Origin of the sequence: Agromyces sp. NPDC057679, from assembly GCF_042799635.1 — a bacterium.
Taxonomy (GTDB): Bacteria; Actinomycetota; Actinomycetes; order Actinomycetales; family Microbacteriaceae; genus Agromyces.
Genome location: NZ_JBHVIK010000001.1, coordinates 502,852 through 529,318 on the forward strand (window position 1 = coordinate 502,852; position 26,467 = coordinate 529,318).

Annotated in this window: 22 protein-coding genes; 15 read left to right on the plus strand and 7 right to left on the minus strand. The window is 71.8% G+C overall.

Annotated elements, in window-relative coordinates; translation table 11 throughout:
• Window positions 1-143: 143 nt before the first annotated feature.
• The 3 genes from ACFVAJ_RS02195 to ACFVAJ_RS02205 all read right to left on the minus strand — a co-directional run bounded on the left by ACFVAJ_RS02195 (window position 144) and on the right by ACFVAJ_RS02205 (window position 3,763).
• The gene (locus tag ACFVAJ_RS02195; RefSeq protein WP_376941160.1) at window positions 144-932 is read right to left on the minus strand and encodes a 3-hydroxyacyl-CoA dehydrogenase; all 789 of its coding nucleotides are present in this window, start codon (window positions 930-932) and stop codon (window positions 144-146) included.
• Between the two features lie 121 nt (window positions 933-1,053).
• The gene (locus tag ACFVAJ_RS02200) at window positions 1,054-2,229 is read right to left on the minus strand and encodes a thiolase family protein (protein ID WP_376941161.1); all 1,176 of its coding nucleotides are present in this window, start codon (window positions 2,227-2,229) and stop codon (window positions 1,054-1,056) included.
• A 103-nt stretch (window positions 2,230-2,332) separates the two neighbouring features.
• Window positions 2,333-3,763, minus strand: coding sequence for a glyceraldehyde-3-phosphate dehydrogenase (locus tag ACFVAJ_RS02205; RefSeq protein WP_376942462.1), 1,431 nt, complete (start codon window positions 3,761-3,763; stop codon window positions 2,333-2,335).
• 294 nt (window positions 3,764-4,057) lie between these two features.
• Between ACFVAJ_RS02205 and ACFVAJ_RS02210 the strand changes: the two genes are divergently transcribed.
• From ACFVAJ_RS02210 to ACFVAJ_RS02220, 3 genes are all read left to right on the plus strand, one after another.
• Entirely contained in the window at window positions 4,058-5,137 is a 1,080-nt protein-coding gene (locus tag ACFVAJ_RS02210; RefSeq protein WP_376941162.1) for a VanZ family protein, read from the plus strand.
• 32 nt (window positions 5,138-5,169) lie between these two features.
• Window positions 5,170-6,609, plus strand: coding sequence for an aldehyde dehydrogenase family protein (locus tag ACFVAJ_RS02215; RefSeq protein ID WP_376941163.1), 1,440 nt, complete (start codon window positions 5,170-5,172; stop codon window positions 6,607-6,609).
• 115 nt (window positions 6,610-6,724) lie between these two features.
• Window positions 6,725-7,312, plus strand: coding sequence for a TetR/AcrR family transcriptional regulator (locus ACFVAJ_RS02220; protein ID WP_376941164.1), 588 nt, complete (start codon window positions 6,725-6,727; stop codon window positions 7,310-7,312).
• 76 nt (window positions 7,313-7,388) lie between these two features.
• Here ACFVAJ_RS02220 and ACFVAJ_RS02225 read toward each other — a convergent pair whose 3' ends face one another.
• Complete coding sequence (locus ACFVAJ_RS02225) at window positions 7,389-9,446, minus strand: primary-amine oxidase (protein WP_376941165.1); 2,058 nt, start codon at window positions 9,444-9,446, stop codon at window positions 7,389-7,391.
• Between the two features lie 71 nt (window positions 9,447-9,517).
• On the opposite strand from ACFVAJ_RS02225, the gene ACFVAJ_RS02230 reads away from it, so the two are divergent.
• Window positions 9,518-10,048 (plus strand): hypothetical protein, encoded by a 531-nt coding sequence (locus ACFVAJ_RS02230; RefSeq protein WP_376941166.1) that lies wholly within the window; start codon window positions 9,518-9,520, stop codon window positions 10,046-10,048.
• Between the two features lie 33 nt (window positions 10,049-10,081).
• Here the strand turns inward: ACFVAJ_RS02230 and ACFVAJ_RS02235 are convergent, their stop codons facing one another.
• Window positions 10,082-11,620, minus strand: coding sequence for an APC family permease (locus tag ACFVAJ_RS02235; RefSeq protein ID WP_376941167.1), 1,539 nt, complete (start codon window positions 11,618-11,620; stop codon window positions 10,082-10,084).
• A gap of 211 nt (window positions 11,621-11,831) precedes the next feature.
• Between ACFVAJ_RS02235 and ACFVAJ_RS02240 the strand changes: the two genes are divergently transcribed.
• Window positions 11,832-12,794 (plus strand): helix-turn-helix domain-containing protein, encoded by a 963-nt coding sequence (locus ACFVAJ_RS02240; protein WP_376941168.1) that lies wholly within the window; start codon window positions 11,832-11,834, stop codon window positions 12,792-12,794.
• A gap of 19 nt (window positions 12,795-12,813) precedes the next feature.
• Here ACFVAJ_RS02240 and ACFVAJ_RS02245 read toward each other — a convergent pair whose 3' ends face one another.
• Entirely contained in the window at window positions 12,814-13,143 is a 330-nt protein-coding gene (locus ACFVAJ_RS02245; protein WP_376941169.1) for a hypothetical protein, read from the minus strand.
• A 115-nt stretch (window positions 13,144-13,258) separates the two neighbouring features.
• Here ACFVAJ_RS02245 and ACFVAJ_RS02250 point away from each other — a divergent pair, with 115 nt between their 5' ends.
• The 4 genes from ACFVAJ_RS02250 (at window position 13,259) to ACFVAJ_RS02265 (ending at window position 17,975) form a co-directional block, all read left to right on the plus strand.
• Entirely contained in the window at window positions 13,259-14,464 is a 1,206-nt protein-coding gene (locus tag ACFVAJ_RS02250) for a metallophosphoesterase family protein (protein ID WP_376941170.1), read from the plus strand.
• 92 nt (window positions 14,465-14,556) lie between these two features.
• Window positions 14,557-15,819, plus strand: coding sequence for an acyl-CoA thioesterase/BAAT N-terminal domain-containing protein (locus tag ACFVAJ_RS02255; RefSeq protein WP_376941171.1), 1,263 nt, complete (start codon window positions 14,557-14,559; stop codon window positions 15,817-15,819).
• A 198-nt stretch (window positions 15,820-16,017) separates the two neighbouring features.
• Window positions 16,018-17,697 (plus strand): thiamine pyrophosphate-binding protein, encoded by a 1,680-nt coding sequence (locus ACFVAJ_RS02260; protein WP_376941172.1) that lies wholly within the window; start codon window positions 16,018-16,020, stop codon window positions 17,695-17,697.
• A gap of 125 nt (window positions 17,698-17,822) precedes the next feature.
• Window positions 17,823-17,975, plus strand: a complete 153-nt coding sequence (locus ACFVAJ_RS02265; protein ID WP_376942496.1) for a hypothetical protein — start codon at window positions 17,823-17,825, stop codon at window positions 17,973-17,975.
• A 78-nt stretch (window positions 17,976-18,053) separates the two neighbouring features.
• Here ACFVAJ_RS02265 and ACFVAJ_RS02270 read toward each other — a convergent pair whose 3' ends face one another.
• A complete protein-coding gene (locus ACFVAJ_RS02270) occupies window positions 18,054-19,439 on the minus strand; it encodes an MFS transporter (RefSeq protein WP_376941173.1) in 1,386 nt (461 codons plus the stop codon).
• 176 nt (window positions 19,440-19,615) lie between these two features.
• On the opposite strand from ACFVAJ_RS02270, the gene hpaH reads away from it, so the two are divergent.
• The 6 genes from hpaH to hpaD all read left to right on the plus strand — a co-directional run bounded on the left by hpaH (window position 19,616) and on the right by hpaD (window position 26,354).
• Window positions 19,616-20,401 carry a 2-oxo-hept-4-ene-1,7-dioate hydratase gene (gene hpaH / locus ACFVAJ_RS02275; RefSeq protein WP_376941174.1) on the plus strand — a complete coding sequence of 262 codons (786 nt, stop codon included), beginning with the start codon at window positions 19,616-19,618 and terminating at the stop codon, window positions 20,399-20,401.
• Window positions 20,386-21,225 carry an aldolase/citrate lyase family protein gene (locus ACFVAJ_RS02280; RefSeq protein ID WP_376941175.1) on the plus strand — a complete coding sequence of 280 codons (840 nt, stop codon included), beginning with the start codon at window positions 20,386-20,388 and terminating at the stop codon, window positions 21,223-21,225. The genes hpaH and ACFVAJ_RS02280 overlap by 16 nt, the downstream gene beginning before the upstream one ends.
• 161 nt (window positions 21,226-21,386) lie before the next feature.
• Entirely contained in the window at window positions 21,387-22,964 is a 1,578-nt protein-coding gene (locus ACFVAJ_RS02285; protein ID WP_376941176.1) for a fumarylacetoacetate hydrolase family protein, read from the plus strand.
• Window positions 22,961-23,629 carry a GntR family transcriptional regulator gene (locus ACFVAJ_RS02290; protein ID WP_376941177.1) on the plus strand — a complete coding sequence of 223 codons (669 nt, stop codon included), beginning with the start codon at window positions 22,961-22,963 and terminating at the stop codon, window positions 23,627-23,629. The genes ACFVAJ_RS02285 and ACFVAJ_RS02290 overlap by 4 nt, the downstream gene beginning before the upstream one ends.
• Before the next feature lie 55 nt (window positions 23,630-23,684).
• Window positions 23,685-25,178 (plus strand): 5-carboxymethyl-2-hydroxymuconate semialdehyde dehydrogenase, encoded by a 1,494-nt coding sequence (hpaE, locus tag ACFVAJ_RS02295; protein ID WP_376941178.1) that lies wholly within the window; start codon window positions 23,685-23,687, stop codon window positions 25,176-25,178.
• A gap of 33 nt (window positions 25,179-25,211) precedes the next feature.
• Entirely contained in the window at window positions 25,212-26,354 is a 1,143-nt protein-coding gene (gene hpaD / locus ACFVAJ_RS02300; protein ID WP_376941179.1) for a 3,4-dihydroxyphenylacetate 2,3-dioxygenase, read from the plus strand.
• Window positions 26,355-26,467: the final 113 nt, after the last annotated feature.

A 26,467-nucleotide genomic window follows, 5' to 3' on the forward strand; every position in this document is an offset into this window, starting at 1 on the left:
CCGAGGCATCCGTTCGTGCAGCCGGCGACCGAGCCGACGACGGGTCGCAGGAGCAGACCGCCCTCGGACGCGCGGGCGCCCGCGTGTCGCGCGAATCCTCCTGCGACCCGTCGACGGGTGACGGCCCCGCTGCGTCGGGTCGGCTACTTCGGCTGCATCCGGATCGCGCCGTCGAGGCGGATCGTCTCGCCGTTCAGCATCGGGTTGGCGATGATCGAGCGCACGAGCGCGGCGTACTCGCTGGGGTGGCCGAGCCGCGAGGGGTGGGGCACCTGGGCCTCGAGCGAGCCCCGCACCTCGTCGGGCATGCCCGCCATCATCGGCGTCTCGAAGATGCCCGGCGCGATCGTCATGACGCGGATGAGCAGCTTCGACAGGTCGCGTGCGATCGGCAGGGTCATGCCCGCGACACCCGCCTTCGACGCCGAGTAGGCGGCCTGGCCGATCTGCCCGTCGAAGGCGGCGACCGAGGCCGTGTTCACGATGACGCCGCGCTCCGCAGTCGCCGGGCCGCCCGCCAGGGCCGAGGTCACGGGCTCGGTCGCGGCCATCGCCGCGGCCGCGAGGCGGGTGACGTTGAACGTGCCGATGAGGTTCACCCGAATGGTCCGCTCGAAGGCGTCGAGCGGGCCGGCGCCGTCACGGCCGACGGTGCGGTTCGCCGTCACGATGCCGGCGCAGTTCACCGCGACGCGGAGGGGCGCGAGGGACGAGGCCGCATCGACCGCGGCCTGCACCTCGGCCTCGTTCGCGACGTCGGCCGCGACGAAGCGGGCGCGATCGCCGAGTTCGGCCGCCGCCTCCTCGCCGCGCGGCCCGGGCAGGTCGACGAGGACGACGGCGGCGCCGCCCTCGACGAGTGCGCGCGCCGTCGCCCGGCCGAGGCCCGAGGCGCCGCCCGTGACGATCGCGGATGCTCCGTTGAGTTCCATCTGCTGTCCTTTCGATTGGTGTGGTCGCCGTGCGTCTCCGTTCGAACCGGAGGTTCCCGCTGCCGCGGCGACGCTCGGCCGGACGGCGGCACTCGACGAGATCGAGCGGGTGGGAGGTCGGTCAGATGCGTTCGATGACGGTGGCGTTCGCCATGCCGCCGCCCTCGCACATCGTCTGCAGGCCGTAGCGGCCGCCCGTCGCCTCGAGCTGGTTGACGAGGGTCGTGAGCAGGCGCGTACCCGACGAGCCGAGGGCGTGCCCGAGCGCGATCGCCCCGCCGCGCGGGTTGAGCTTCGCGGCGTCCGCACCGGTGTCGGCGAGCCAGGCCAGCGGAACCGAGGCGAATGCCTCGTTGACCTCGTACGCGTCGATGTCGTCGTGCGTGAGCCCGGCCCGCTCGAGCACCTTCGCCGTCGCCGGGATGACGCCCGTGAGCATGTAGAGCGGGTCGCTGCCGACCACCGAGAACGAGCGGAAGCGCGCCCGCGGGGTGAGCCCCAGCTGCGAGGCGCGCTCGGCGCTCATGATGAGCGCGGCGGAGGCCCCGTCGGTGAGCGGCGACGAGTTGCCGGGCGTGATCCGCCAGTCGAGCTCGGGGAAGCGGGCCGCGAGCGCGTCGGTGCGGAACGCCGGGTTCAGGCCCGCGAGCGACTCGACCGAGGTGCCCGGGCGCACCGTCTCGTCGGCGAGCCCGTCGACGCCGGGCACCGGCACGAGCTCGCTCGCGAAGGCACCCGACTCGTGCGCCGCGGCCGCGAGCTCGTGCGAGCGTGCGGCGAAGGCGTCGAGCTCGTCGCGCGAGAAGCCCCACTTGGCCGCGATGAGCTCGGCGGAGACGCCCTGGTTCACGAGCCCCTCGGGGTAGCGGGTGCGGATGCGCGAGCCGTACGGGTCGGCGCCCGCGGCGCTCGAGCCGAGCGGCACCCGGCTCATGGACTCGACCCCGCAGGCGATCACGATGTCGGCCTGGCCCGCGAGCACGGCCTGCGCGGCGAACGTCGCGGCCTGCTGGCTCGAGCCGCACTGCCGGTCGATCGTGGTGCCCGGCACGTGTTCGGGGAAGCCCGCGGCGAGCACCGCGTTGCGGGTGAGGTTGTAGCTCTGCTCGCCGATCTGGCTGACGCAGCCGCCGATCACGTCGTCGATCAGCCCCGGGTCGAGGTCGTTGCGATTGACGAGCGCGTCGAGCACTCCCGCGAGGAGGTCGACGGGGTGGACGGCGGACAGCAGCCCCCCGGGCTTGCCGCGCCCGACGGGCGTGCGGACGACGTCGACGATGACGGCTTCAGTGCTCATGGCTCCAGCCTACGGCCAGCCAAGCGCTCGCTTGGTACGCGAACGACGGATGCCCCGTGCGCACGCGTGCGCACGGGGCATCCGTCTCGTTCTGGAGGCGAGGTCAGCCGACCGGCTCGGGCTCGCGCGCGAGCACGACGGGCTGGCGCTCGGGCAGCACGACGGGGTGGGTGCCCGCCATCGCCTCGATCACGCGCACGACCTGGCACGAGTAGCCGTACTCGTTGTCGTACCAGACGTAGAGCACGGCGTCGGTGCCGTCGGCGATGGTCGCGAGACCGTCGACGATGCCGGCGCGGTTCGAGCCGACGAAGTCGGTCGAGACCACCTCGGGCGACTCGATGTAGTCGATCTGCTGGCGCAGCGGCGAGGTGAGCGAGGTCTGGCGGAGGAACCGGTTGAGCTCGGCCTTCGTCGCGGGGCGCTCGAACTGGAGGTTCAGGATCGCGAGCGACACGTCGGGCGTGGGCACGCGGATGGCGGAGCCGGTGAGCTTGCCCTCGAGGGCCGGCAGCGCCTTCGACACGGCCTTCGCGGCGCCCGTCTCGGCGATGACCATGTTGAGCACGGCCGAGCGGCCACGACGGTCGCCCTTGTGGAAGTTGTCGATCAGGTTCTGGTCGTTCGTGAACGAGTGCACCGTCTCGACGTGACCGCGCACGACGCCGTAGGCGTCGTCGACGGCCTTCAGCACCGGGGTGATCGCGTTCGTCGTGCAGGAGGCGGCCGAGAGGATGCGGTCGTCGGCCGTGATGTCGTCGGTGTTGATGCCGTGCACGATGTTCTTGATCGCGCCCTTGCCGGGTGCGGTGAGGAGCACGCGGGCGACGCCCTTCGACCGCAGGTGCTGGCTGAGGCCGGCCTCGTCGCGCCAGCGGCCCGTGTTGTCGACGACGATCGCGTTGTCGATGCCGTAGGCGGTGTAGTCGATCGTCGCGGGGTCGTCGGAGTAGATGACCTGGATCAGCGTGCCGTTCGCGAGGATCGTGTTCGCCTCCTCGTCGACCTCGATGGTGCCCGCGAAGGGGCCGTGCACCGAGTCGCGGCGGAGCAGGCTCGCGCGCTTCACGAGGTCGTTCTCCGCGCCCTTGCGCACGACGACCGCACGCAGGCGCAGGCCCTGGCCGCCGCCCGTGTGCGCGATGAGGATGCGGGCGAGGAGGCGCCCGATGCGGCCGAAGCCGTAGAGCACCACGTCGGTGCCGGACGCCTCGGGGGCGCCGGCCTCGGCGATGACCGGGGCGAGTTCGGCGCGCACGAAGTCGACGAGCTCGCGGGCGTCGCCCTCGCCGACGGCGTCGGCGTAGCGGCTGACGATGCGGGCGACGTCGATCGAGGCCGGGCCCGGCGCGATCTCGCGGAGCACGTCGAGCACGCGCATGGTGTCGACGAGGTCGAGCTCGACGTCGCCGGCCTGGCGGGCGAAGCGGTGCGCCTTCAGCAGTTCGACCGCCGAGCGGTTGATGAGCCGTCGTCCGTGGATCGACGTCACCACCCCGTGGTCTCGGTAGAGGCCGCCGATCAGCGGAATCATCCGCTCGGCGAGCTCCTCTTTGGCGATCCATTCGGCACGGCGGGCGTCGAACTCGTGGCTCACGTTCTTCCTTCTCGGCCGAGCGGACGTGGGCGTCGTCGACCAGGGTCGTGCGACCGCGTCTGCCGGTGGGCAGCGCTGGCCGCATTCTTTCCGGGGATGTCTCGATCATACCTAGACATTCATGCGCGGTTGCTGTACGTGACGTCGAACGGAGGCAACGCGGCGCGACGGCGCGGCGACCGGCCGGCGACCGAGGGCGCCTCCGTAGACTGGGGTCACGTGGATCGCCTCATGCCCGGAGTCATCGCCGTCCTCGTCGGCGCCGTCGCCCTGACGGTCGCGTTCGTGCCGCTCGTGGCCCTGAGCTACCGTCGGCGCGGCGGGTTCTCGACAGCACGGTTCCTCGGCTGGATCGCGCTCGGCTTCTACCTGCTCGGCCTCTGGGCGTACACCCTGCTGCCGCTGCCCGATTCCGGCGACTACACGTGCTCGGGCGTCGTGCTCGACCCCTTCGCGGAGATCGCCGACATCGTGCGCCTCCAGGCGGAGGACGGCGGCTCGCTGCTGCGCAACGCCGCGTTCCAGCAGTTCGCGCTCAACATCGTGCTGTTCCTGCCGCTCGGCTTCTTCGTGCGCGCGCTCTTCGACCGCGGCATCGTCGTCGCGACGGCCGCGGGCGCACTCGTCTCGCTCGCGATCGAGCTCACGCAGCTCACCGGCGTCTGGGGCGTCTACCCGTGCGCCTACCGACTGTTCGACACGGGCGACCTCATGACGAACACGCTCGGCGCGGTGCTCGGCTCGCTCGCGGCCCTGGCGCTCGTCAGGCGCGGTCGAGCGTCCGACGAGCAGGATGCCGCGACCGGCGTCGTCTCGGCCGGGCGCCGGCTGCTGGCGATGACCGCCGACCTCCTCGTGCTGGGCGTGGGATCCATCGGGCTGTCGGTCCTCGCGAACGCCGCGCTCCTCCTGCTCCTCGGGAGGGAGTCGGTGCTCGAGTTCTCCGACGCCGTGTCGCTCGTCGCGACCCTGCTCGTCATCTCGGCGCAGGCGGTCTCCGTGCTCGCGGGCGGGGTCACGATCGGCGAGCGCGCGGTGCTCATCGGTGCCGCCGAGACCCGGCGCCCCCGCGTGCTCTGGCGACTCGTGCGGTTCGCGGCGGGCATCGGCGGATACGGACTGCTGCAGCTCATGCCCGAGCCCTGGAGCCTCCTCGCGAGCGTGCTCGCGGTGGCGAGCCTCGTCGTGGCGTTCACGAGCCGGGGCCACCGCGGCCTCGGACAGGCCGCGGCCGGGATGGACGCCGTCGCGTGCGCTCCGGGTCAAGGGCCCCGCGCGCCTGGACAACGCCGCGCGCCCGCGCGCTCCTAGCGTGGATGGTCACGACTCGACGTGGAGGAGCCATGACCATCGACACCCAGACCCCCGTCCTCGAGGAGGCGCACGCCGCGCTCCTCGCGGAGATCACCCCGAACGGCGGCGAACGCCGCGAGATCCTCGACCCCGCGACGGGAGACGTGGTCGGCCACGCCCCGGTGCACACGGTCGACGACCTCGACCGCGCCGTCGCCGCGGCGAAGGCCGCGCAGCCGGCATGGGCCGCACTCGGGCACGAGCGCCGCAGCGAGCTGCTCCTGCAGGCCGCCGACGCGATCGACGCGAACGCCGAGGCGCTCGCCCACCTGCTCTCGCGCGAGCAGGGCAAGCCGCTCAACGGCCCGAACGCGCGGTTCGAGGTCGGCGGGGCATCCGGCTGGATGCGGGCGGCCGCAGCGACGCCGCTCGAGGCCGAGGTCGTGTTCGACGACGGCGAGACCCACGCCGAGCTGCACTACCGCCCCATCGGCGTGGTCGGGGCCATCGGCCCGTGGAACTGGCCGCAGATGATCACCGTGTGGCAGATCGCCCCGGCACTGCGCATGGGCAACACCGTCGTGGTGAAGCCCTCGGAGTACACCCCGCTCAGCGTGCTCGCGCTCGTGCAGGTGATCAACACCGTGCTCCCCGAGGGCGTGCTGCACATCGTCAGCGGCGGCCGCGAGGTCGGCGCCGCGCTCTCCGCGCACCCCGAGATCGGGAAGGTGATGTTCACCGGCTCGACCGCCACCGGCAAGGCGATCATCCGCAGCTCGGCCGACACGGTCAAGCGCCTCACCCTCGAGCTCGGCGGCAACGACGCCGGCATCGTGCTGCCCGACGTCGACCCGAAGGCCATCGCCGAGGGCCTGTTCTGGGGCGCGTTCATCAACACGGGCCAGACCTGCGCCGCGCTGAAGCGCCTCTACGTGCACGACGACGTCTACGACGAGGTCGTCTCGGCCCTCGCCGAGGTCGCCGGCGCCATGCCGATGGGCGTCGGCGTCGACGAGCGCAACGTGCTCGGGCCGCTGCAGAACAAGCAGCAGTTCGACATCGTCGACCGGCTCGTCGAGTCGGCGAAGGCGTCCGGCGCACGCGTCGTGCTCGGCGGCGAGCCCGACCGCGAGCAGCCGGGCTACTTCTACCCGACGACGCTGATCGCCGACATCGACAACGACCACCCGCTGGTGGCGGAGGAGCAGTTCGGCCCGGCGCTCCCGATCATCCGGTACCGCGACCTCGACGAGGCGATCGAGATGGCGAACGGCGTCGACGTCGGCCTCGGCGCCTCCGTCTGGTCGTCCGACCGCGAGACGGCCCGCGAGGTCGCGTCGCGCATCCAGTCGGGCACCGTCTGGATCAACGCCCACGGCGTGGTGCACCCGATGGTGCCGTTCGGCGGGGCGAAGCAGTCGGGCTACGGCCTCGAGTTCGGGGTCGAGGGGCTCAAGGCGCTCGCCGTGCCGCAGGTCGTCAACGGCTGAGGCGCGCACGCGACGGCGATGGCCGGGCGGGAGGATTCCCGCCCGGCCATCGCCGTGTCTGCTGCGGCCGCCGCGTATCGTGGAGCGAACGCACCGCCGTCACCCTGGAGGGTCAATGCCGAAGATCGTCGACCACGACGAACGTCGTCTCGCGATCGTGCACGCGACCTGGCGCCTCATCGCGGCGAAGGGGTTCCGTGCGACGACCATGCGCGAGATCGCGAAGGCGTCGGGGGTGGCCAACGGGGGCCTGTTCCCGTACTTCCGCAACAAGGAGGAACTGCTCGGCGCGACGTTCGAGCACGTCTTCGAGGCGACGAACGATCGCTTCGCCGCCGTCCGCGCCGACGCCGAGGGGCTCGCGGCGCTGCGCGCGCTCATGCTGCAGATCTTCCCGATCGACGACGAGCGGCTCCTCGAGGCCCGTATCGTGATCCCGTTCTGGGAGTACGCGGCCAACGAGCCCGAGCTGCTCGAGCTCCACGAGCGCACCATGCAGCGCTGGCGCGTCGAGATCACGGGGCACCTCGAGGCCGCGAAGCGACTCGGCGAGATCCGCGAGGACGTGGAGGTCGCGCTCGTGACCGACCTCTTCATGGCGCTGCTCGACGGCGTGCAGGTGGTCGCGGTCGTGTCGCCCGGCACCTCGGGGCCCGAGCGGCTCACGCGCATGCTCGACGGCTACCTCGAGCTGCTGCGCTGATCCCGGCGGTCGACGGCGACGGGCGGCCGGACGTCGCCCATGCGACATCCGACCGCCCGTGCCCTCGAGGCGTCGCTCAGTGCGCGTGCCCCGAGCAGGTGCACGAACCAGCGGCGCAGCCGCACCCGCCGTCACCGTCGTGCGCACCGTGCGCCGCGGCGGTGTGGCAGGCCATGCCCATCGACGCCGACGACGGCACGTCGAGCGCGGGGTTGCGGTCGAAGAAGCCGTAGGGCTTCAGGGTGAACTTCGCGTAGTCGACGGGCATGACCGGCCAGTCCTCGACGCGCGGGAAGTGCGTGGGGCCGAAGGTGTGCCAGAGGACGATGTCCTCGCCGTCGATCGAGCGGTCGGCCGCGGTGTAGCGCGGCAGGCCGTCGCCGCCGGGGTTCTGGTTCACGAGGTCGCCGGCCGGGTACCGCTCGTCCTGCGCGTAGCGCGTGACCCAGAGATGGTTGCGGGTGAAGCCCGCGCGCTTGGCGATCACCGACTCGGGGTCGGCCATGAGCGTCGGCAGGCCCTGCGCGAGCAGTTCGTACGCGACCGGCCGGCCCAGGCGGTTCTGCTTCTCGGTGTTGACGATGTGCCAGGCCCGGCCGACCGCGAGGTCGGCGTCGCGCACGCCCTCCGACTCGGTGCGCAGTCGCGTCGTCTGCTTGGTGAACGCGTTGCCGTACTCGTTGCCCTCGCCCATCGGCAGGCGCACCGCGTCCACCTCGTCGACCGCGTTCGCGACGCCGTCGACCATCATGTCGAGTCGCGCGCTGAACAGGTGCTGGTGGTACGGGGCGCCGAGGCCCGGCGCGACCTCGCTCGCGTGGTCGCCCGCCTCGGGGTCGTACGCGGAGGTGAAGAGCACGCCCGTGAGCTTCGCCTCGCACTCGATGGTGCCGTCGAGGTAGAGGTACCAGTAGAAGCCGTAGTCGTAGTTGCCGACGGTCGTGAAGAAGCTGATCACGAGCCGGCGCTGGCGGCGCACCTCGTTCGAGCCCGTGTAGATGTCGGTGTGCTTCCAGAGGGTGCCGTAGTCCTCCTCGTGCATGCAGATGGCGTTCGGGATGACCCGGGGATTGCCGAGCTCGTCGGCGAGCGTGGCGTCGAAGTAGTGGATCTCGCCGAGGCAGTCGCAGCCCAGCACGAGCGAGTTCGCGTAGCGGCCGAACACGTACTCGCCGGTGTCGAAGTAGTTCTGCCAGAAGCGCGCGGGCGACGGGTCGCCGTAGGGCACGACCATCTCGGCGATCGAGGCGCGGTAGACGATGTCGCGCTCGGCGCCGCCCTGGTCGGCGTCGACGAAGCGGATGCGCCGCAGCACGAGCCCTTCGCGGGCGTCGAACGCGAGCGAGAAGCGCCAGTTCGCCCACGACACCTCGTCGCCCTCGACGGTGAAGCTCGGGCCCTCGGGCTGGGTGATCGCGATGGGCTTCAGGGTGTCGAGCGGCGCGCCCTGCACCTCGGGGTCGTCGAAGTTACCGCCCTCGGCGGGGATGGGGAAGACCTTGTGGTCGACGAGCTCGAACATGCGGCCCTCGACCATGTCGACGTACGCGCAGAGCCCGTCGACCGGGTGGGCCCAGCAGTGGTCCTGCTCGTACTGGCGCATGAAGGCGAGCACGCGGATGACGCGGCGCCCCCGCTCGTTCTCGAAGCCGTACTGGCCCGCCGAGAGCGGCGCGAGCGCGACCTGCTCGTGCGTGATGCCGCGCTTGGCGAGCGCGGCGTGCCACTCGTCCTCGCGACCGAGCAGGTCGTAGATCGCCTCGAACTCGACGTCGAGGATCGGCACCTGGCCGTTCGCTCCGTCGATCTCGTCGACGCGGACGACCTCGCGGGCGGTGAGCGAGACGCGTGCGTCGTGCGAGGCGCCGGTCGCCTGGTCGAGCAGCAGCGCACGGATGACGCGGGGCAGGTCGATTCCGGCGAGGACCTCCGCCTTGGCGGGCTCGTCGACGCCGACGTACACGAAGCGGGTGGTCTCGCGCACGAGCCCGGCTGCGGCGAGGATCTCGCGCGTCGCGACGATCTCGTCGGCGGCGAGGCCGCGCAGCGGGTCGGCGTCGCGCAGGGGCGACGGGAGGGTGTCGATGGGTGACGGGCTCGCGTGGTGCGAGTGCTGGGCCGACGTCGTTGTCATGCTGGGTCCTCGTTTTCTCTACGAATGTTGAGATACATTAGCCTGCATCCACGAGACAGGGAAGTCCCGAGATGAACGAATTCGCCCACGGCGCGATGCTCGTCGGCGCGCTCACCGGCGCGGGGTGCGCCGTGACGACGCGCCGCGCGGCGCTCGACCTCGCGGCCTCCGCCGTCATGCTCCTCGCGATGTGCGACATGGCGTTCACCCGCCTGGCTCCCCCGCTGGCCTGGACGATCGTGCTCGTCGGCATCGGACTCGCGCTCGGGGTGCGGCTGCGCACCGAACAGGCCGGGCACCGCGCGCGGATCCCCGCACCTGGGCGCCCGCGCCTGCTGCACCGGGCGCTGACGTTCATCGTCGGCGGATGGGCGTTCGCGATGCCCGTGGCCGCCGACGCCGCCTCCTCGGCCCACGCGCACGGCGGCGGCGGCGCCTTCGCCCTGGCCGCGCTCGCGATGACCGTGTTCGGCGGATGCCTCGTGGTCCGAGAGCTGCGCGCCGACGGCGCACGGCGCCTCCGGCACGCGGCCGAGGCGGCGAGCACGTCGCTCATGCTCGCCGCCATGGCCGTACCGGGCGTCGTGGCCGCGCTCGCGTGAACGACCGACGGCCACGACGGGATCGCCCGCTGGTCAGATGCCGCGGTGCGGCTCCGAACCGTGCACGGCGGCCTCCGCCTCGTCGACCCCGTGACCGATGCGCTGGTACAGCGCGGGATCGCGACGGCGCAGCGCGAACGCCCACACGACGCCGAGGACGCCGGGGACGATGAGCAGGGCCGGCAGCACGAAGGTCGCCGGCGTGGTCTCGGCCTGGCCGAGCAGCACGTCGAAGTTCGCGACGATCAGCACGAACACCGTGAACAGCACGACCGCGGCGATCGAGGGCGCCACGACCGCCGCCCACGTGCTGACTCCACGGCGATCACGACGGAAGAAGCCGATGACCGAGACCGCGACGATGCCCATGAGCAGCACGAGCCCCATCGCCCCCGTGTTGGTGAGCCACGTGAACATCGTGAGCACCGGGTAGAGGAACTCGACCGGCGCGAAGTCGTTCTTCAGCCCCAGGCCCTCCCCCGCGATGATGAATCCGAGGGTCACCACGACCGCGATGACGCTCTGCGCGAGCGAACCGGCCCAGGGTGCGCGGGAGGCGGCGCGCACGGCGCCGAGCCCGCGGTGCAGCACGCCCTCGCGACCGAGCGAGTAGAGGTAGCGCGCGACCGCGTTGTGGAAGGACTGCAGGGCCGCGAACAGGCTCGTCAGGAACAGCACCTGCATGATGTCGCTGATGATGACGGGGGCGTGCTCGCCCATGAAGACGAACATCAGGTCGGGCCCGAAGGTCGCCGAGGCCTCGACGATCTGCGAGGGCCCGACGCCCACCGTGAACGCCCACGCGCTGAACGCGTAGAACACGCCGATGATCGCGACGGCGGCGTAGGTCGCGCGGGCGACGGTGCGCTTCGGGTTCTTCGCCTCCTCGCCGTAGATCGCGGCCGACTCGAAGCCCATGAAGGCCGCGATGCAGAACGAGAGCACGGCGCCGATGCCGGGCACGAAGAGGCTCGACGGCTCGAGCGCGGCGGTGCTCACGCCCTCGGGTGCCACGGCGAGCGCGACGAGGTCGAACACGAGCACCGCGACGAACTCGAGGGCGACGAGCGTGCCGAGCACCTTCGCCGACAGGTCGACGCGGTTCACGCCGAGGATGCCGACGACGATGATGCAGACCAAGATCCAGAGCCACCACGGCGTGGCGATGCCGAGCTTGGCCTCGAGGAACATCGAGAGTTGGAACCCGAAGAGCCCGTAGATGCCGATCTGCATCGCGTTGTACGCGACGAGCGCGACGAGTGAGGCGCCGACGCCGAACGGCCGGCCGAGGCCCTGCGCGATGTACGCGTAGAACGCCCCGGCGTTCGTGACGAACCGGCTCATGGCCGCGTACCCGACGGCGAAGACGGCGAGCGCGACGGCGAGCAGGAGGAACGCGAGGGGCACGCCGATGACCCCGGTCACGGCGAAGGTGCTGGTGACCCCGCCGGCGACGACGGTGAGCGGCGCGGACGCCGCGATGATCATGAGGGTGATGGAGGGCACGCCGAGGCGGCGTCGACCGAGCTCACCGCTGGTCGTCGTCGGCGACGTTGTCGACGTTGAGGTCATGGCAGAGGTCCTTCGTCCGGGTGCGCGAGACCCCGACGGCCTCGCACGATGCCCGTCATCATCGCCCCTCTCCCACCGCGGCGGGTTGTCGCTGCGTGAACGGCGCTTGCCCTCCGGTGCACGTCCCACTGTCGGTCTTCGCGCTACGTGCGTAGAATAACCGCACCCCCGTGCCGGACGACGACGTCCGGAGAGAGACTGAGGTGACCCCGTGGAGCACTCGCTCGGCACATCCCCCGCCGCCGACACCGTCGCGCCACTCGACTTCGCGCAGTTCGCCGGCCTCGTGTCGCGATCGTTCGTGCCGCTGCGCGTGCACCCCGAGCGACCCGACTCGTTCCGCGGCGGGCTCCGCACCGCGTCATCCGACGAGGTGCACCTCTCGGTCGTGACCGCCGACGCGCACGAGATCCGGCGGACGCCCGAACTGGTGGCCCGCAAGGAGGCGCGGTTCTTCAAGCTCGGCCTGCAGCTCTCGGGCAGCGGGCTGCTCATCCAGGACGGGCGCGAGGCAGTGGTGCGCCCGGGCGACCTGGCCATCTACGACACGAACACCCCGTACTCGCTGGTCTTCGAGGAGCGGTTCACGACGGCCGTGCTGATGGTGCCGCACCGGCTGATCGAGCTGCCCACGGAGGCGGTGCGCGGCATGACGGCGACGACCCTCTCGGGCGACGAGGGCCTCGCGCACATGGTCTCGGGGTTCCTCGGCGGCCTCGCCGGGCAGCTCGACCAGCTCGACGGTCCCGTCGGAAGCAGACTCGCACGCAACGCCGTCGACCTGGTGACGACGATGTACGCCCAGCAGCTCGACCTCGCCCGCGACGCCGACAAGCCGCACCGGCCGATGCTGCGTCGCGTCCAGGCGTTCATCGACGAGCATCTCGGCTCGCCCGAGCTGAGCCCCACCAGCATCGCCGCCGCCCACTTCATCTCGACGCGGCACCTGCACGCCGTCTTCCACGAGGAGGGTCTGACCGTCTCCAGCTGGATCCGCGCCCGCCGCCTCGATCGATGCCGTCGCGAACTCGTCGACCCGCTGTCGGCGCATCGCCCGGTCGCGCAGATCGCGGCGCGGTGGGGGTTCCGCGACGCCGCGCACTTCAGTCGCGCGTTCCGCGCCGAGTTCGGCGAGGCGCCGACGGGCGCCAGGGCACGGGCGATCGCCGCCTGACCGGCGGCCGAGCCCCTCGTCAGCCGGCGTGCGGCTCGTCGCCGCGGCCGATGGCCACGTCGTCGACGTACGAGATCTCCTTGGCGGCGATGCGCTCGGGGATGCCGTCGAACGCCGCCGCCCGCTCGGGCGAGACCACGTACGCGGCCTCGACGCGCTCGAACTCGGCCCGGTCTCCCGGCACGCTGACCGCCCACACGAACTCGTTCGCCGCGGGCACGCCGTAGGCGAACTCCACCTCGAAGCCGGTCGCGCGCCGCACCGCGGGCATCCGCTCCTCGAACCACGAGACGAACGCCTCGTACTCGCCCGGGACGATCTGGTAGCGGCGCAGCTGCACGGTCTTCATGCGTCCATCATGCCGTGGCGGCACGGGGCGAACGTTCACCCGCTGGTCGCACCCGGGTCATCCGGCCGCCCTACCGTCGCACCGGCGACCGTCGCCGACGATGAGGAGACCAGACATGCCCGACCGACTTCCCGTGAGCCGCCGCGCCGTGATCACCGCCGGGGCGCTCGGCGCCGTCGGCGCCGCGCTGCCCGTCGGCGCCGCGAATGCGGCCCCCGCGAGCCCGCGACGCTCCCCCGCCGGCAGCCCGCGCGCGAACGGCCCGAAGCTGCGCTTCCACGGCGACGGCACCTTCAAGGTGGTGCAGTTCAACGACACCCAGGACGACGAGCGCACCGACCGCCGCACCGTCGAGCTGATCGAGAAGACCCTCGACCAGGAGCAGCCCGACTTCGTGCTCATCAACGGCGACGTCATCACGGGCGGCTGCGAGACCCGGCTCGCCGTGAAGCAGGCCATCAACAACGTCGTCTGGCCGATGGAGAGCCGGAAGATCCCGTGGGCGGTCACCTACGGCAACCACGACGAGGACTCGCTGCCGCAGTCGGGCGTCGACGAGGCCGGGATGCTCGAGTTCTACCGCTCGTACGACTACAACATGAACGCGGCGAACATCGCGGGCGTCACCGGCACGGGCAACACCATCGTGCCGGTCGCCTCCTCGGCGAAGAAGAACCGCGACGCGTTCGCGCTCTGGCTGCTCGACTCGGGCCGCTACGCGCCGGGCTCGATCAACGGGCAGGACTTCGCGGGCTACCCGACCTGGGACTGGCTGCGCATGGACCAGGTCGCCTGGTACCGCGAGGAGTCGCAGCAGCTCGAGCAGAAGCTCGGGCGCAAGCTCCCCGGCCTCATGTTCATCCACATCGCCCTGTGGGAGCACCGCTTCATGTGGTGGGGCGGCGTCGACACCCGCACCGCGGCCGACGCCGCGCGGGGCAAGGCCCGTCACGGCATCGTCGGCGAGCGCAACGAGGACGAGTGCCCCGGCCCCATCAACTCGGGCATGTACAACGCGATCCTCGAGCGCGGCGACGTGAAGGGCGTCTTCGTCGGCCACGACCACGTGAACGACTACGTCGGCGACTACTACGGCGTGCTGCTCGGCTACGCGCCCGGCACGGGCTTCGGCGCCTACGGGCTGCCCGGTGCCGCGCGCAACCGCATGCGCGGCGGCCGCGTGTTCGAGCTCACCGAGGCCGGCGACGACGTGACCGTCGCGACCCGCGTGGTCTATGCCCGCGACCTCGGCATCGACCTCACGGCGAACGACCAGCCGATGGAGCCGACGCCCCTCGCCCCGAAGCAGGAGCGGATCTGACGCGGATCCCGAACTGATCGGATCGGACGGGGCTCGCGCAGCGGGCCCCGTCCTCGCTTGACCGGTCGCCCCGGGTGCGGTCAGAATCAGCCATGCGCTGCGCGGGAGCACGTCCGGTCGCGATCGCCGTCGGACTCGCCGTCGTGGTGATCGCGAGCCTCGTGGGCTGCGCGCCGCAGACCGGCCCGCCTGGCGGATCGAAGGGCGGCATCCTCGTCGAAGAGCGGGGCGAGCCGTTCAGACCGCTCGACATCCGACTGAGCGGCCTCGAGCCGAACAGCACGGTGACGCTCTCGGCGGAAGCAACCATCGACTGGATCATGCACCGCTCGGAGGCGGCCTTCGTCGCGAACGGGGTCGGCGAGATCGACCTCTCCGAGACCGCCCCGGTCGAGGGCGACTGGTCGGTCGCCGACCCGATGGCCCCGTTCTGGGCGCTCGCGCCCGAGGGCACCGGCGTTCCGAGCTTCGGCTCGCTCGGGGAGACGTACGAGGTCGAGTTGACGCTCAGCTCGGCGGACGGCGAGGAGCTCGCGAGCACGGTGGTCACCCGCGGCACGCAGTTCGAGGGGCTGTCGATCGAGCCCGTCGACGACGACGGACTCATCGGCGAGTTCGCGGCACCCGCCGCAGCAGGGGTTCCCGGTGCGGAGCCGCGCGCGGCCGCCCTCGTCATCTCGGGCAGCGAAGGCGGCATCGGGGGCGCCCGCCTCGTCGCCCGTCAGCTCGCCGCGGCCGGCTACCCGGCACTCGCCGTGAGCTACTTCGGTTCGCCGGGTCAACCGACGTCGCTCGCCGAGATCCCGCTCGAGCCCTTCCTCACGGCGGTCGAATGGCTTCGGGCCCGCCCCGAGGTCGACCCCGAGCGGGTGACCCCGTTCGGGATCTCCCGCGGCGGCGAGGTCGCCCTCTGGCTCGCCTCCGTCCATTCCGATCTCGTTCGCGGCGCGATCGCCCCGGTCGGCGCCGGCGAGCTCTGGTGCGGGTATCCCGAGTGGAGGCGTTCGGCCTGGACGCTCGCGGGATCCCCGACGCCCTGCACGATCGACCCGGCGGACCCCGTCCCCGCCTCCGTCCTCGACCTCGAGAACGTCGACGGACCGCTCGTACTGGCCTGCGGCACCGCCGACACACTGTGGGACTCGTGCCGGCTGATGGATCGCACCCTCGGGCGCGCCACGTCCGCGGGGCTCGACGTGACCGCGATCACCGGCGACGGCGCCTCGCACTTCATCGCGACCGATCCCACCCAGCCGGCATTCGCCGGGACGGATGCCGCCGCCGACGCCGCCGCTCGCGCGGAGTTCTGGAGCGCCGCCATCCGAGCGCTCGGCCCGCCGACCGACGGCCGCTGAGCGATCGACACCTGACGCCGCGCAGTCCACCCGGCGGCCGCAGGGGTCGTATACTCGACCTCGTCCAGGCGCACGGCGATCATCGATCGGCATGGCGCCGGTGCTCGAAAAATGGGCACGAAGCGTCGCCGATGCTGACGTCGGCCGCGAGACACATACGGAATCACCTCATCCGTCATCGTCTCGAAAGGCTTCGCCATGCCCGTACCCTCGAACACCACCGTCGCCGCGCACGTCGCGCGCACCCTCGCCGCCCACGTCGACCACGTCTTCGGCGTGATGGGCAACGGCAACGCCTACTTCCTCGACGCGCTCGAACGCGAGACGGATGCCGCGTTCACGGCCGTGCGGCACGAGGCGGGCGGCGTCGTGGCCGCCGACGCGCACTATCGCGCCTCGAAGCGGCTCGCCGCGGCGACCTCGACGTACGGCGCCGGATTCACCAACACCCTCACCTCGCTCGCCGAGGCGGCCCAGGCCCGCGTGCCGCTGGTGCTCGTCGTCGGCGACGAGCCCACCTCGGGCCGTCGCCCGTGGGACGTCGACCAGATCGCCCTCGCCTCAGCGGTCGGCGCGCGCACCTACACGGTCGGGCGCACGGATGCCCCGGCCACCACGGTCATCGCGATCGAGCACGCGCTGAGCTACCGCGTGCCGGTGGTGCTGGCCCTCCCCTACGACGTCGCCGCGGCCGAGGCCGGGCCGTTCGTCGCGGCGCCCGCGCCGCGGCATCCCGACCCCCTCGACCCGGCGGGCGAGTTCGCGACCGGCGTGATCGGCGAGCTCGCCGACGCGCTCGCAGGCGCGAGCCGTCCCTTCCTGCTCGCGGGCCGCGGGGCGTGGCTCGCCGATGCGGGCGAGGCGCTCGGCGAGCTCGCCGCGGCGACCGGGGCGATCACCGCGTCGACGGCGCTCGGCCGCGGCGTGTTCCCCGACGCCCGCTACGACCTCGGCGTCACCGGCGGATTCGGCGCCGAGGGCGCGATGGAGCTCGTGCGCGAGGCCGACGTCGCCGTCGTGTTCGGCGCCTCGCTCAACCAGTTCACGATGCGCTTCGGCGACCTCTTCGCGCCGGGCACCCGGGTGTTCCAGGTCGACGTCGCCCCGTCGGCGACGCACCCGCACGTCGGCGGCTACCTCCGCGCCGACGCCGGCGTCGTCGCCCGCGCGCTCGTCACCGAGCTCTCGGTGACCGGTGCCGCGTCGTCGGGCTGGCGCGAGCAGGTCGACGTGGGGGCACTCCGGGCCTACCCGGCGCCCGAGCGCGCCGACGGACTCGCCGACGACGGCCGCCTCGACCCGCGCGCCGTCGCGCTGCGCGTCGCCGAGCTGCTGCCCGAGGACCGCGTCGTCGTCTCGGACGGCGGTCACTTCATCGGCTGGGCGAACATGTACTGGCCAGTCGCCTCGCCCGACCGCATGATGATGGTCGGCACGGCGTTCCAGTCGATCGGCCAGGGCTTCCCGAGCGTCGCCGGCGCCGCCGCGGCGAAGCCCGAATCGACGATCGTGCTGACGAGCGGCGACGGCGGCGGCCTGATGGCCCTCGCCGACCTCGAGACCGCGGTGCGGACGGCCGGCGGACGCGGCGTCGCCGTGATCTGGAACGACGCGGCCTATGGCGCCGAGGTGAACCTCTACGGGCTCAAGGGCCTCGCCGAGGGGCCCATGCTCATCCCCGAGGCCGACTTCGCGGCGGCCGCGGCCGCGTTCGGCGCCGAGGGCGTCGTCGTGCGCGAGCTCGGCGACCTCGAGGCGCTCGCGGCGTGGGCCGCGCGGCCCGTCGACGAGCGACGCTTCCTCCTGCTCGACTGCCGCATCTCGGGCACGGTGATCGCGCCGTACCAGGAGGAGATCATCCGGGTGAATTCCCGCTGAGCGGCCTGCGGCCGCGGCGCGATCCCACGCCCGGCCGTACCCATCGTTCTCCCAGCGGGCGCTTGAAAGGATACCCCCGGGGTATCCGAACCACCCCCGGGATGCGAGCGACCATGTGCCGAGCGGTGAACTGCAAGACCTGCGGGAAGACGACGTGGGCCGGCTGCGGCCAGCACGTCGACCAGGTGATGCGCGGGGTCCCGCGCTCCGAGCGGTGCACCGGCCACGCCGACGAGCCGAAGCCCGCCGGCCTGCTGGCCCGCCTGTTCGGGCGCTGAGCGACCTCGACGGCCCGACACCGAAGACGACGACGGCGCCCCGCCCGGATGGGCGGAGCGCCGTTCGGCGGCTCGGGTTCAGCGCATGCCGTAGACGGCCCCGCGCGACTGCTCGGCCTCGTGGTCGGGCCCGAGCGGGATGCCCGTGCGGTCGCGGAGCAGCAGCGTGGCCGCGAAGGCGACGACCATCACGCCCGCGATGTAGAAGGCCACCGAGGTCGCGGTGCCCGTCTCCTGCACGAGCCAGGTGGCGATCATCGGCGCGAACGCGCCGCCCAGGATCGCACCGATCGCGTACGTGATCGACACGCCCGAGTAGCGGATCGAGGCCGGGAAGAGCTCGGCGAAGTACGCCGCCTGCTGCCCGTACGTGAAGCCGTTGCCGATCGCGAAGAGCGAGACGCCGAGGAACAGCAGCCACGGGTTGCCGGTGTTCACGAGCGGGAACAGCAGGAAGACGGTGGCGAGGAACGCGATCCACCCGATGATGTAGGTGTTGCGGCGGCCGATCCGATCGGAGACGATGCCCGCCGCGAACGTGCAGACGAGCCAGACGACCGAGGCGCCGGCGACGGCGAGCAGCACCGGCGTGCGCTCCATGCCGACGAGGCCGCCGTCGGCGAGCGGTGTCGTCGCGTAGTTCTGCAGGTAGCCGCCGGTCGTCATGTAGCCAGCCGCATTGTTGCCCGCGAAGGTGAGCGCGGCGAGCAGCACGAGCAGCCAGTGCTTGCGGAAGAGCGTGAGGATCGGGGTCTTCGCCTCCTCCTTCTTCGCGGCGATCTCGAGGAAGACGGGGCTCTCATCGACCGCTCGTCGCACGATGATGCCGACGACGATGAGCACGAAGCTGAGCAGGAACGGCACGCGCCAGCCCCACTCGAGGAAGGCGTCGCCGGGCGAGATCACGCCGGTCATGAGCGCGAGCACGCCCGAGGCGAGGAGCAGGCCGATCGGCACGCCGATCTGCGGGAAGGCGCCGTAGCGACCGCGCTCCCCGTCGGGCGCGTGCTCGACCGCCATGAGCACGGCACCGCCCCACTCGCCGCCGGTCGAGAGCCCCTGCACGATGCGGAGGAGTACGAGCAGGAGCGGGGCCGCCATGCCGATCTGCTCGTAGGTCGGCAGGAAGCCGATGAGCGTCGTCGCCGAGCCCATCAGGATGAGCGTGACGACGAGCATCGCCTTGCGGCCGATCTTGTCGCCGAAGTGGCCCGCGAGGAACGCGCCGAGCGGGCGGAAGAGGAAGCTGACGCCGACCGTCGCGAACGAGAGGATCGTCGCGAACTCGGCGCCCGCGGGGGCGAAGAAGAGCGACCCGAAGACGAGGCCCGCCGCGCTCGCGTACAGGAAGAAGTCGTACCACTCGATGGTGGTGCCGATCACGGTGGCGAAGGCGACGCGCTTGAGTTCGCGGCGCTTCGCGGCATCGACGGGCGATGGGGCGGGAAGGGTTTGTGCGGTCATGCGGCGACTCCTCTGTCGAGTCCGCGGTCAGGGGGATGCGCCCGGACCGGCTGCTCCGCCCCGAACACGTCTCGAATCATATACGATTTCAGATACCCCGCAACCGGGGCGCCGCCGCCCCGATCCGTGAGCGGTGACTACGATCTCCAGTGGACCCTCGATGAAGTGGAGCGCCTGTGCTTGACCAGCCCGCGATCGACGCGATCGCCGACGAACTCGTCGCCGCCGACCGCGACCGCACGACCGTGCCCCTGCTCACCGCGCGCCATCCCGGCATGAGCGTCGACGACGCCTACGCCGTGCAGCGGGTGTGGGCCGAGCGCCGGATCGCCGGAGGCGCCCGGCTCGTCGGGCGCAAGATCGGCCTCACCTCGAAGGTGATGCAGGTCGCCACCGGCATCACCGAACCCGACTACGGGGTGATCCTCGACGACATGGTGATCGAGTCGGGGGCATCCGTCGACTTCGACCGCTTCTCGAACGTGCGCATCGAGGTCGAACTGGCCTTCGTGCTCGCGAAGCCCCTGCAGGGGCCGAACACCACGATCTTCGACGTGCTCGACGCGACGGCCTACGTGGTGCCCGCGCTCGAGATCCTGAACTCGCACATCGAGATGCAGGGCCGCACGATCGTCGACACCATCAGCGACAACGCCGCCATGGGCGCCATGGTGCTCGGCGGGCGACCGGTCAAGGTCGACGCGGTCGACCTGCGCTGGGTCTCGGCGCTGCTCTCGCGCAATCAGACCATCGAGGAGTCGGGCGTCGCCGCGGCCGTGCTCGGCCACCCCGCGATGGGCGTCGCCTGGCTCGCGAACAAGCTCGCCCACCACGGGCAGACCCTCGGCGCCGGCGAGATCATCCTCGCCGGCTCCTTCACCCGCCCCATGTGGGTCGAGCGCGGCGACACCGTGCACGCCGACTACGGACAGCTCGGGACGATCTCATGCCGATTCGAATGAACCTGCCCCAGACCTTCGCCGCGCGGCTCGCTGCGGCCGACCGGCCGCAGATCGGCATGTGGGTGTGCTCGGCGAGCCCGCTCGTCGCCGAGATCGCCGCCGGCAGCGGACTCGACTGGGTGCTCATCGACGCCGAGCACTCCCCCAACGACCTGCAGACGATCCTGCATCAGCTCTACGCGGTCTCGGCCTACCCCGTCGCCCCGGTCGTGCGCCCGCCGATCGGCGATCCCGTCGTGATCAAGCAGTACCTCGACCTCGGCGTGCAGAACCTCCTGGTGCCGATGGTGCACTCGGCGGCGCACGCCGCCGAGCTCGTGCAGGCCGTGCGCTACCCCGACGGGGCCGTCGATGGCGGCGTCCGCGGCGTCGGCGCCTCGCTCGCCCGCTCCTCGCGGTGGAACCGCGTCGAGGGCTACCTCGGCAGCGCCTCGTCGTCGATCAGCCTCATCGTGCAGATCGAGTCGGCCGCCGCGGTCGCCGCGGCGGGCGAGATCGCCGCGGTCGACGGCGTCGACGCCGTCTTCGTCGGTCCCGCCGACCTCGCCGCCTCGATGGGACTCGTCGGGCAGCCCGGCCACCCCGACGTCGTCGCGGCGGTGCTCAGCGCGATCCGCGCCGCGACCGCCGCCGGCACGCCGGTGGGCGTCAACGCCTTCGTGCCCGACGACGCCGACCGGTATCTCGAGGCCGGGGCGTCGTTCGTCGCCGTCGGCGCCGACGTCGCACTCCTCGCCCGCGCCTCCGAGGCGCTCGCCGAGCGCTACATCGGCTCGCGAGACGGGCAGGATGCCACGGGCCCGACGCCGCGCACGAGCTACTGAGCCACGAGGCATCCCGCCTGCATCGCTTCAGGACTTCGGAGGCCGCTCAGGACGGTTCGGCCCGGAATCGTCCTGACGGGGCTCCCTGCTCCTGAAACTCCGTGCTTCACAAGGACCGCTGGATCGTATATGATTTCTGATATCACGAGACGAGGACGTCAATGACCATCGCTGGCATCGCCACTCCCGGCAAGATCATCGCCGTGCACCTCAACTACCCGTCGAGGGCCGCACAGCGCGGGCGCACGCCCGCCCAGCCGAGCTACTTCTTCAAGCCCGCTTCCTCGCTCGCCCACACCGGCGGCACGATCGAGCGCCCCGCCGGCACCGAGCTGCTCGCCTTCGAGGGCGAGATCGCCATCGTCATCGGCGAGCGCGCCCGCCACGTCGCACCGGCCGACGGCTGGTCGCACGTCGCGCTGGTCACCGCGGCGAACGACTTCGGGCTCTACGACCTCCGCGCCGCCGACAAGGGCTCCAACGTGCGCAACAAGGGCGGCGACGGCTTCACCCCGCTCGGCCCGGTCGCGCTCCCCGCGAGCGCCGCAGGCGAAGACGGCTGGCGCGTGCGCACCTGGGTCAACGGCGAGCTCGTGCAGGAGGACACCAGCGACACCCTGCTCTTCCCCTTCGGCCGACTCGTCGCCGACCTCTCGCAGCACCTGACGCTCGAGCCCGGCGACGTCATCCTCACGGGTACGCCCGCCGGATCGAGCGTCGTCGTGCCGGGCGATGTCGTCGAGGTCGAGGTCGACGCCCCGGGTGCACCCGGCGCCCCGAGCACCGGCCGCCTCGTCACGACCGTCACCCAGGGCACGGTGCCCTTCGGCGACTTCGGCACGAAGCCCGCGATCGACGACGCCCAGCGCATCGAGGCCTGGGGCAGCGAGACCGAGCACGCCGCGGCGGTCGCCGCCGGGCTCGCGAGCCCGCTCGACGCCCCGGCCGCCCCGGCCGACGCGGCCGACGCGGCGGCTGCGACCGGCGCCGCGCCCGTGGCATCCGGCCCCGTGCTGACCGACGAGGTGCGCGAGCAGCTCGGCGGCGCCGCCGTCGCGACCATCTCGGCGGCCCTGCGCAAGCGCGGCTACCACGACGTCTTCATCGAGGGCGTGTTCGCGAACCACCCCGGCGACCGCATCGTCGGCACGGCGAAGACGCTGCGGTTCATCCCGTTCCGCCCCGACCTGTTCAAGGAGTTCGGCGGCGGGTTCAACGCGCAGAAGCGCGCCTTCGACACCGTCGAGGCCGGCGAGGTGCTCGTCGTCGAGGCCCGCGGCGAGCGCGGCACCGGCACCGTGGGCGACGTGCTCGCGCTCCGCGCCCAGGTGCGCGGCGCCGCCGGCATCGTGACCGACGGCGGGGTGCGCGACTTCGACGCGGTCGCCGAGTTCGACATCCCCGTGTTCAGCCAGGGGCCGCACCCGAGTGTGCTCGGCCGCCGGCACGTGCCGTGGGAGACCGACGTCACCGTCGCCTGCGGCGGCGCCGCGGTGCAGCCGGGCGACGTGATCGTCGGCGACGGCGACGGCGTGCTCGTCATCCCCGCGGCGATCGCCGCCGAGGTCGCCGCCGAGGCCTTCGCGCAGGAGGCCGAGGACGCCTGGGTCGCCGAGCAGGTCGCCGGCGGGGCCTCCGTCGACGGGCTGTTCCCCATGAACGCCGAGTGGCGCGCCCGCTACGACGCCGACCGCGCGTCGGGTGCCGACTCGGCCGATGCCGCGCAGGAGTCGCGATGACCGCCGAGTCGAAGTCGCAGCGCGCCTACGGGTTCATCCGCGAGCGCATCGACGACGGGCGCTACGTGCCCGGCTACCGGCTCGTGCTCGGGTCGATCGCCGGCGAGCTCGACGTCAGCGTCGTGCCCGTGCGCGAGGCGATCCGCCGGCTCGAGGCCGAGGGGCTCGTCACCTTCGAGCGCAACGTCGGCGCCCAGGTCGCGCTCATCAAGGAGACCGAGTACCTGCACACCATGCAGACGCTCGCCCTCGTCGAGGGCGCCGCGACGGCGCTGTCGGCGCCGACGCTCACCGCCGAGCAGCTCGCCCGCGCCCGCGCGGTGAACGAGCGTATGCGCCGCACCCTCGACGACTTCGAGCCGCACCGCTTCACCGAGCTCAATCTCGAGTTCCACGCCGTGCTCTTCGAGGAGTGCCCGAACCCGCACATCCTCGACCTCGTGCACCGCGGCTGGAACCGCATGAAGGTGCTCCGCGACTCGTCGTTCAGCTTCGTGCCCGGCCGGGCCCACGAGTCCGTCGCCGAGCACGAGCGCATCCTCGAGCTCATCGAGGCGGGCGCACCGTCGCTCGAGGTCGAGCTCACCGCACGCGCCCACCGCACCGCCACACTCGACGCCGTGCTCGCCTACCAGGCCGAGCACAAGCATCCGGCGTCCGCCTGACCCGACCGAGACCGACCGTCTCCTCGCCCGACCACCGCAGAACGGAAGAACCACGATGACCGCGTACACGCCCGAGGGGCTGCCCGACCGCATCCGCCATTACATCGACGGCGAGTTCGTCGACTCGATCGACGGCGACACCTTCGAGGTGCTGAACCCCGTCACGAACGAGACCTACGTGCACGCCGCCGCCGGCAAGAAGGCCGACGTCGAGCGCGCCGTGGCCGCCGCCCGCCGCGCGTTCACCGAGGGCCCGTGGCCGCGCATGCTCCCCCGCGAGCGCTCGCGCGTGCTCCACCGGATCGCCGACATCGTCGAGTCGCGCGACCAGCGCCTCGCCGAGCTCGAGTCGTTCGACTCGGGCCTGCCGATCACCCAGGCGCTCGGACAGGCGCGCCGTGCCGCAGAGAACTTCCGCTTCTTCGCCGACCTCATCGTCGCGCAGGCCGACGACGCCTTCAAGGTGCCGGGCAAGCAGATGAACTACGTGAACCGCAAGCCGATCGGCGTCGCCGGGCTCATCACGCCGTGGAACACCCCGTTCATGCTCGAGTCGTGGAAGCTCGGCCCCGCCCTCGCGACCGGCAACACCGTCGTGCTGAAGCCCGCCGAGTTCACCCCGCTGTCGGCCTCGCTCTGGGCCGGCATCTTCGAGGAGGCGGGCCTGCCCAAGGGCGTCTTCAACCTCGTCAACGGCCTCGGCGAGGACGCGGGCGACGCGCTCGTGAAGCACCCCGACGTGCCGCTCATCTCGTTCACGGGCGAATCGAGCACCGGCCAGCTGATCTTCGGCAACGCCGCGCCCTTCCTCAAGGGCCTCTCGATGGAGCTCGGCGGCAAGAGCCCGGCCGTCGTCTTCGCCGACGCCGACCTCGACACGGCGATCGACGCGACCATCTTCGGCGTGTTCTCACTGAACGGCGAGCGCTGCACCGCGGGTTCGCGCATCCTCGTCGAGCGCCCGGTCTACGACGAGTTCGTCGAGCGCTACGCCGCACAGGCGAAGCGCGTCAAGGTCGGCCACCCGCACGACCCCGCGACCGAGGTCGGCGCGCTCGTGCACCCCGAGCACTACGACAAGGTGATGAGCTACGTCGAGCTCGGCAAGACCGAGGGCCGGCTCGTCGCCGGCGGCGGACGCCCCGAGGGCTTCCCGACCGGCAACTACGTCGCCCCGACGGTGTTCGCGGATGTCGCGCCCGACGCCCGCATCTTCCAGGAGGAGATCTTCGGGCCGGTCGTCGCGATCACCCCGTTCGACACCGAGGAGGAGGCGCTCGCCCTCGCGAACGACACCAAGTACGGGCTCGCCGCCTACATCTGGACCAACGACCTCAAGCGGGCGCACAACTTCTCGCAGTCGGTCGAGGCGGGCATGGTGTGGCTCAACTCGAACAACGTGCGCGACCTCCGCACCCCGTTCGGCGGCGTCAAGGCGTCGGGCCTCGGCCACGAGGGCGGCTACCGCTCGATCGACTTCTACACCGACCAGCAGAGCGTGCACATCACGCTCGGCGCACCGCACAACCCGACCTTCGGCAAGGCCTGAGCCCCGAGACCCCCACTGAGCAAGGACGCTGACATGACCAACCGCGACGACATGACCCTCACCTCCTCGGGCTTCTACGTGAGCCAGGAGGCCCCGATCCACACCGACAACCCGGTGCCGACCCCGTCGGTTCCCGCCCCCGACATCCTCCGCTGCGCGTACATGGAGCTCGTCGTGACCGACCTCGCCGCCTCGCGCGAGTTCTACGTCGACGTGCTCGGCCTCTACGTCACCGAGGAGGACGACGACACGATCTACCTCCGCTCGACCGAGGAGTTCATCCACCACAACCTCGTGCTCCGCCGGGGCGAGCTCGCGGCCGTCGCCGCGTTCTCGTACCGGGTGCGCTCGAACGACGACCTCGACAAGGCGGTCGCGTTCTACACCGAGCTCGGATGCCGCGTCGAGCGCCGCGCGGAGGGCTTCACCAAGGGCATCGGCGATTCGGTCCGGGTCGAAGACCCGCTCGGGTTCCCGTACGAGTTCTTCTTCGAGACGACGCACGTCGAGCGACTCTCGTGGCGCTACGACCTGCACACGCCGGGCGAGCTCGTGCGCCTCGACCACTTCAACCAGGTGACCCCCGACGTGCCGCGCGCCGTGAAGTTCATGCAGGACCTCGGCTTCCGCGTCACCGAGGACATCCAGGACGAGGAGGGCACGGTCTACGCCGCGTGGATGCGCCGCAAGCCCACCGTGCACGACACCGCCATGACCGGCGGCGACGGCCCGCGCATGCACCACGTCGCCTTCGCGACGCACGAGAAGCACAACATCCTCGCGATCTGCGACAAGCTCGGCGCGATCCGCCGCTCCGACGCGATCGAGCGCGGGCCGGGCCGCCACGGCGTCTCGAACGCGTTCTACCTGTACCTGCGCGACCCCGACGGGCACCGCGTCGAGATCTACACGCAGGACTACTACACGGGCGACCCCGACAACCCCGTCGTCACGTGGGACGTGCACGACAACCAGCGCCGCGACTGGTGGGGCAACCCCGTCGTGCCCTCGTGGTACACCGAGGCGTCGCTCGTGCTCGACCTCGACGGCAACCCCAAGCCCGTCGTCGCGCGCACCGACTCGTCCGAGATGGCGGTCACGATCGGCGCCGACGGCTTCTCGTACACGCGCAAGGGCGACGAGGAGCTGGGCTTCAAGCTCGGCAACACGCTCTAGGCGTCGCCGTTCCGGAGGCGCCCTCGCCGTTCAGCGGCGCCCAGTGCAGAATTCAGGATGGCTCGCGCGCCGCGCCGCACGATCGCCCGTGCGGCGCGGCGTTTCGCCTGACG

Bases quoted from the DNA above. Each gene is read 5' to 3' on its own strand.
- ACFVAJ_RS02195 (WP_376941160.1), bottom strand. From the start codon at position 932: ATGGAACTCAACGGAGCATCCGCGATCGTCACGGGCGGCGCCTCGGGC.
- ACFVAJ_RS02200 (WP_376941161.1), bottom strand. From the start codon at position 2,229: ATGAGCACTGAAGCCGTCATCGTCGACGTCGTCCGCACGCCCGTCGGG.
- ACFVAJ_RS02205 (WP_376942462.1), bottom strand. From the start codon at position 3,763: ATGATTCCGCTGATCGGCGGCCTCTACCGAGACCACGGGGTGGTGACG.
- ACFVAJ_RS02210 (WP_376941162.1), top strand. From the start codon at position 4,058: ATGCCCGGAGTCATCGCCGTCCTCGTCGGCGCCGTCGCCCTGACGGTC.
- ACFVAJ_RS02215 (WP_376941163.1), top strand. From the start codon at position 5,170: ATGACCATCGACACCCAGACCCCCGTCCTCGAGGAGGCGCACGCCGCG.
- ACFVAJ_RS02220 (WP_376941164.1), top strand. From the start codon at position 6,725: ATGCCGAAGATCGTCGACCACGACGAACGTCGTCTCGCGATCGTGCAC.
- ACFVAJ_RS02225 (WP_376941165.1), bottom strand. From the start codon at position 9,446: ATGACAACGACGTCGGCCCAGCACTCGCACCACGCGAGCCCGTCACCC.
- ACFVAJ_RS02230 (WP_376941166.1), top strand. From the start codon at position 9,518: ATGAACGAATTCGCCCACGGCGCGATGCTCGTCGGCGCGCTCACCGGC.
- ACFVAJ_RS02235 (WP_376941167.1), bottom strand. From the start codon at position 11,620: ATGACCTCAACGTCGACAACGTCGCCGACGACGACCAGCGGTGAGCTC.
- ACFVAJ_RS02245 (WP_376941169.1), bottom strand. From the start codon at position 13,143: ATGAAGACCGTGCAGCTGCGCCGCTACCAGATCGTCCCGGGCGAGTAC.
- ACFVAJ_RS02250 (WP_376941170.1), top strand. From the start codon at position 13,259: ATGCCCGACCGACTTCCCGTGAGCCGCCGCGCCGTGATCACCGCCGGG.
- ACFVAJ_RS02255 (WP_376941171.1), top strand. From the start codon at position 14,557: ATGCGCTGCGCGGGAGCACGTCCGGTCGCGATCGCCGTCGGACTCGCC.
- ACFVAJ_RS02260 (WP_376941172.1), top strand. From the start codon at position 16,018: ATGCCCGTACCCTCGAACACCACCGTCGCCGCGCACGTCGCGCGCACC.
- ACFVAJ_RS02270 (WP_376941173.1), bottom strand. From the start codon at position 19,439: ATGACCGCACAAACCCTTCCCGCCCCATCGCCCGTCGATGCCGCGAAG.
- ACFVAJ_RS02280 (WP_376941175.1), top strand. From the start codon at position 20,386: ATGCCGATTCGAATGAACCTGCCCCAGACCTTCGCCGCGCGGCTCGCT.
- ACFVAJ_RS02285 (WP_376941176.1), top strand. From the start codon at position 21,387: ATGACCATCGCTGGCATCGCCACTCCCGGCAAGATCATCGCCGTGCAC.
- ACFVAJ_RS02290 (WP_376941177.1), top strand. From the start codon at position 22,961: ATGACCGCCGAGTCGAAGTCGCAGCGCGCCTACGGGTTCATCCGCGAG.
- hpaE (WP_376941178.1), top strand. From the start codon at position 23,685: ATGACCGCGTACACGCCCGAGGGGCTGCCCGACCGCATCCGCCATTAC.
- hpaD (WP_376941179.1), top strand. From the start codon at position 25,212: ATGACCAACCGCGACGACATGACCCTCACCTCCTCGGGCTTCTACGTG.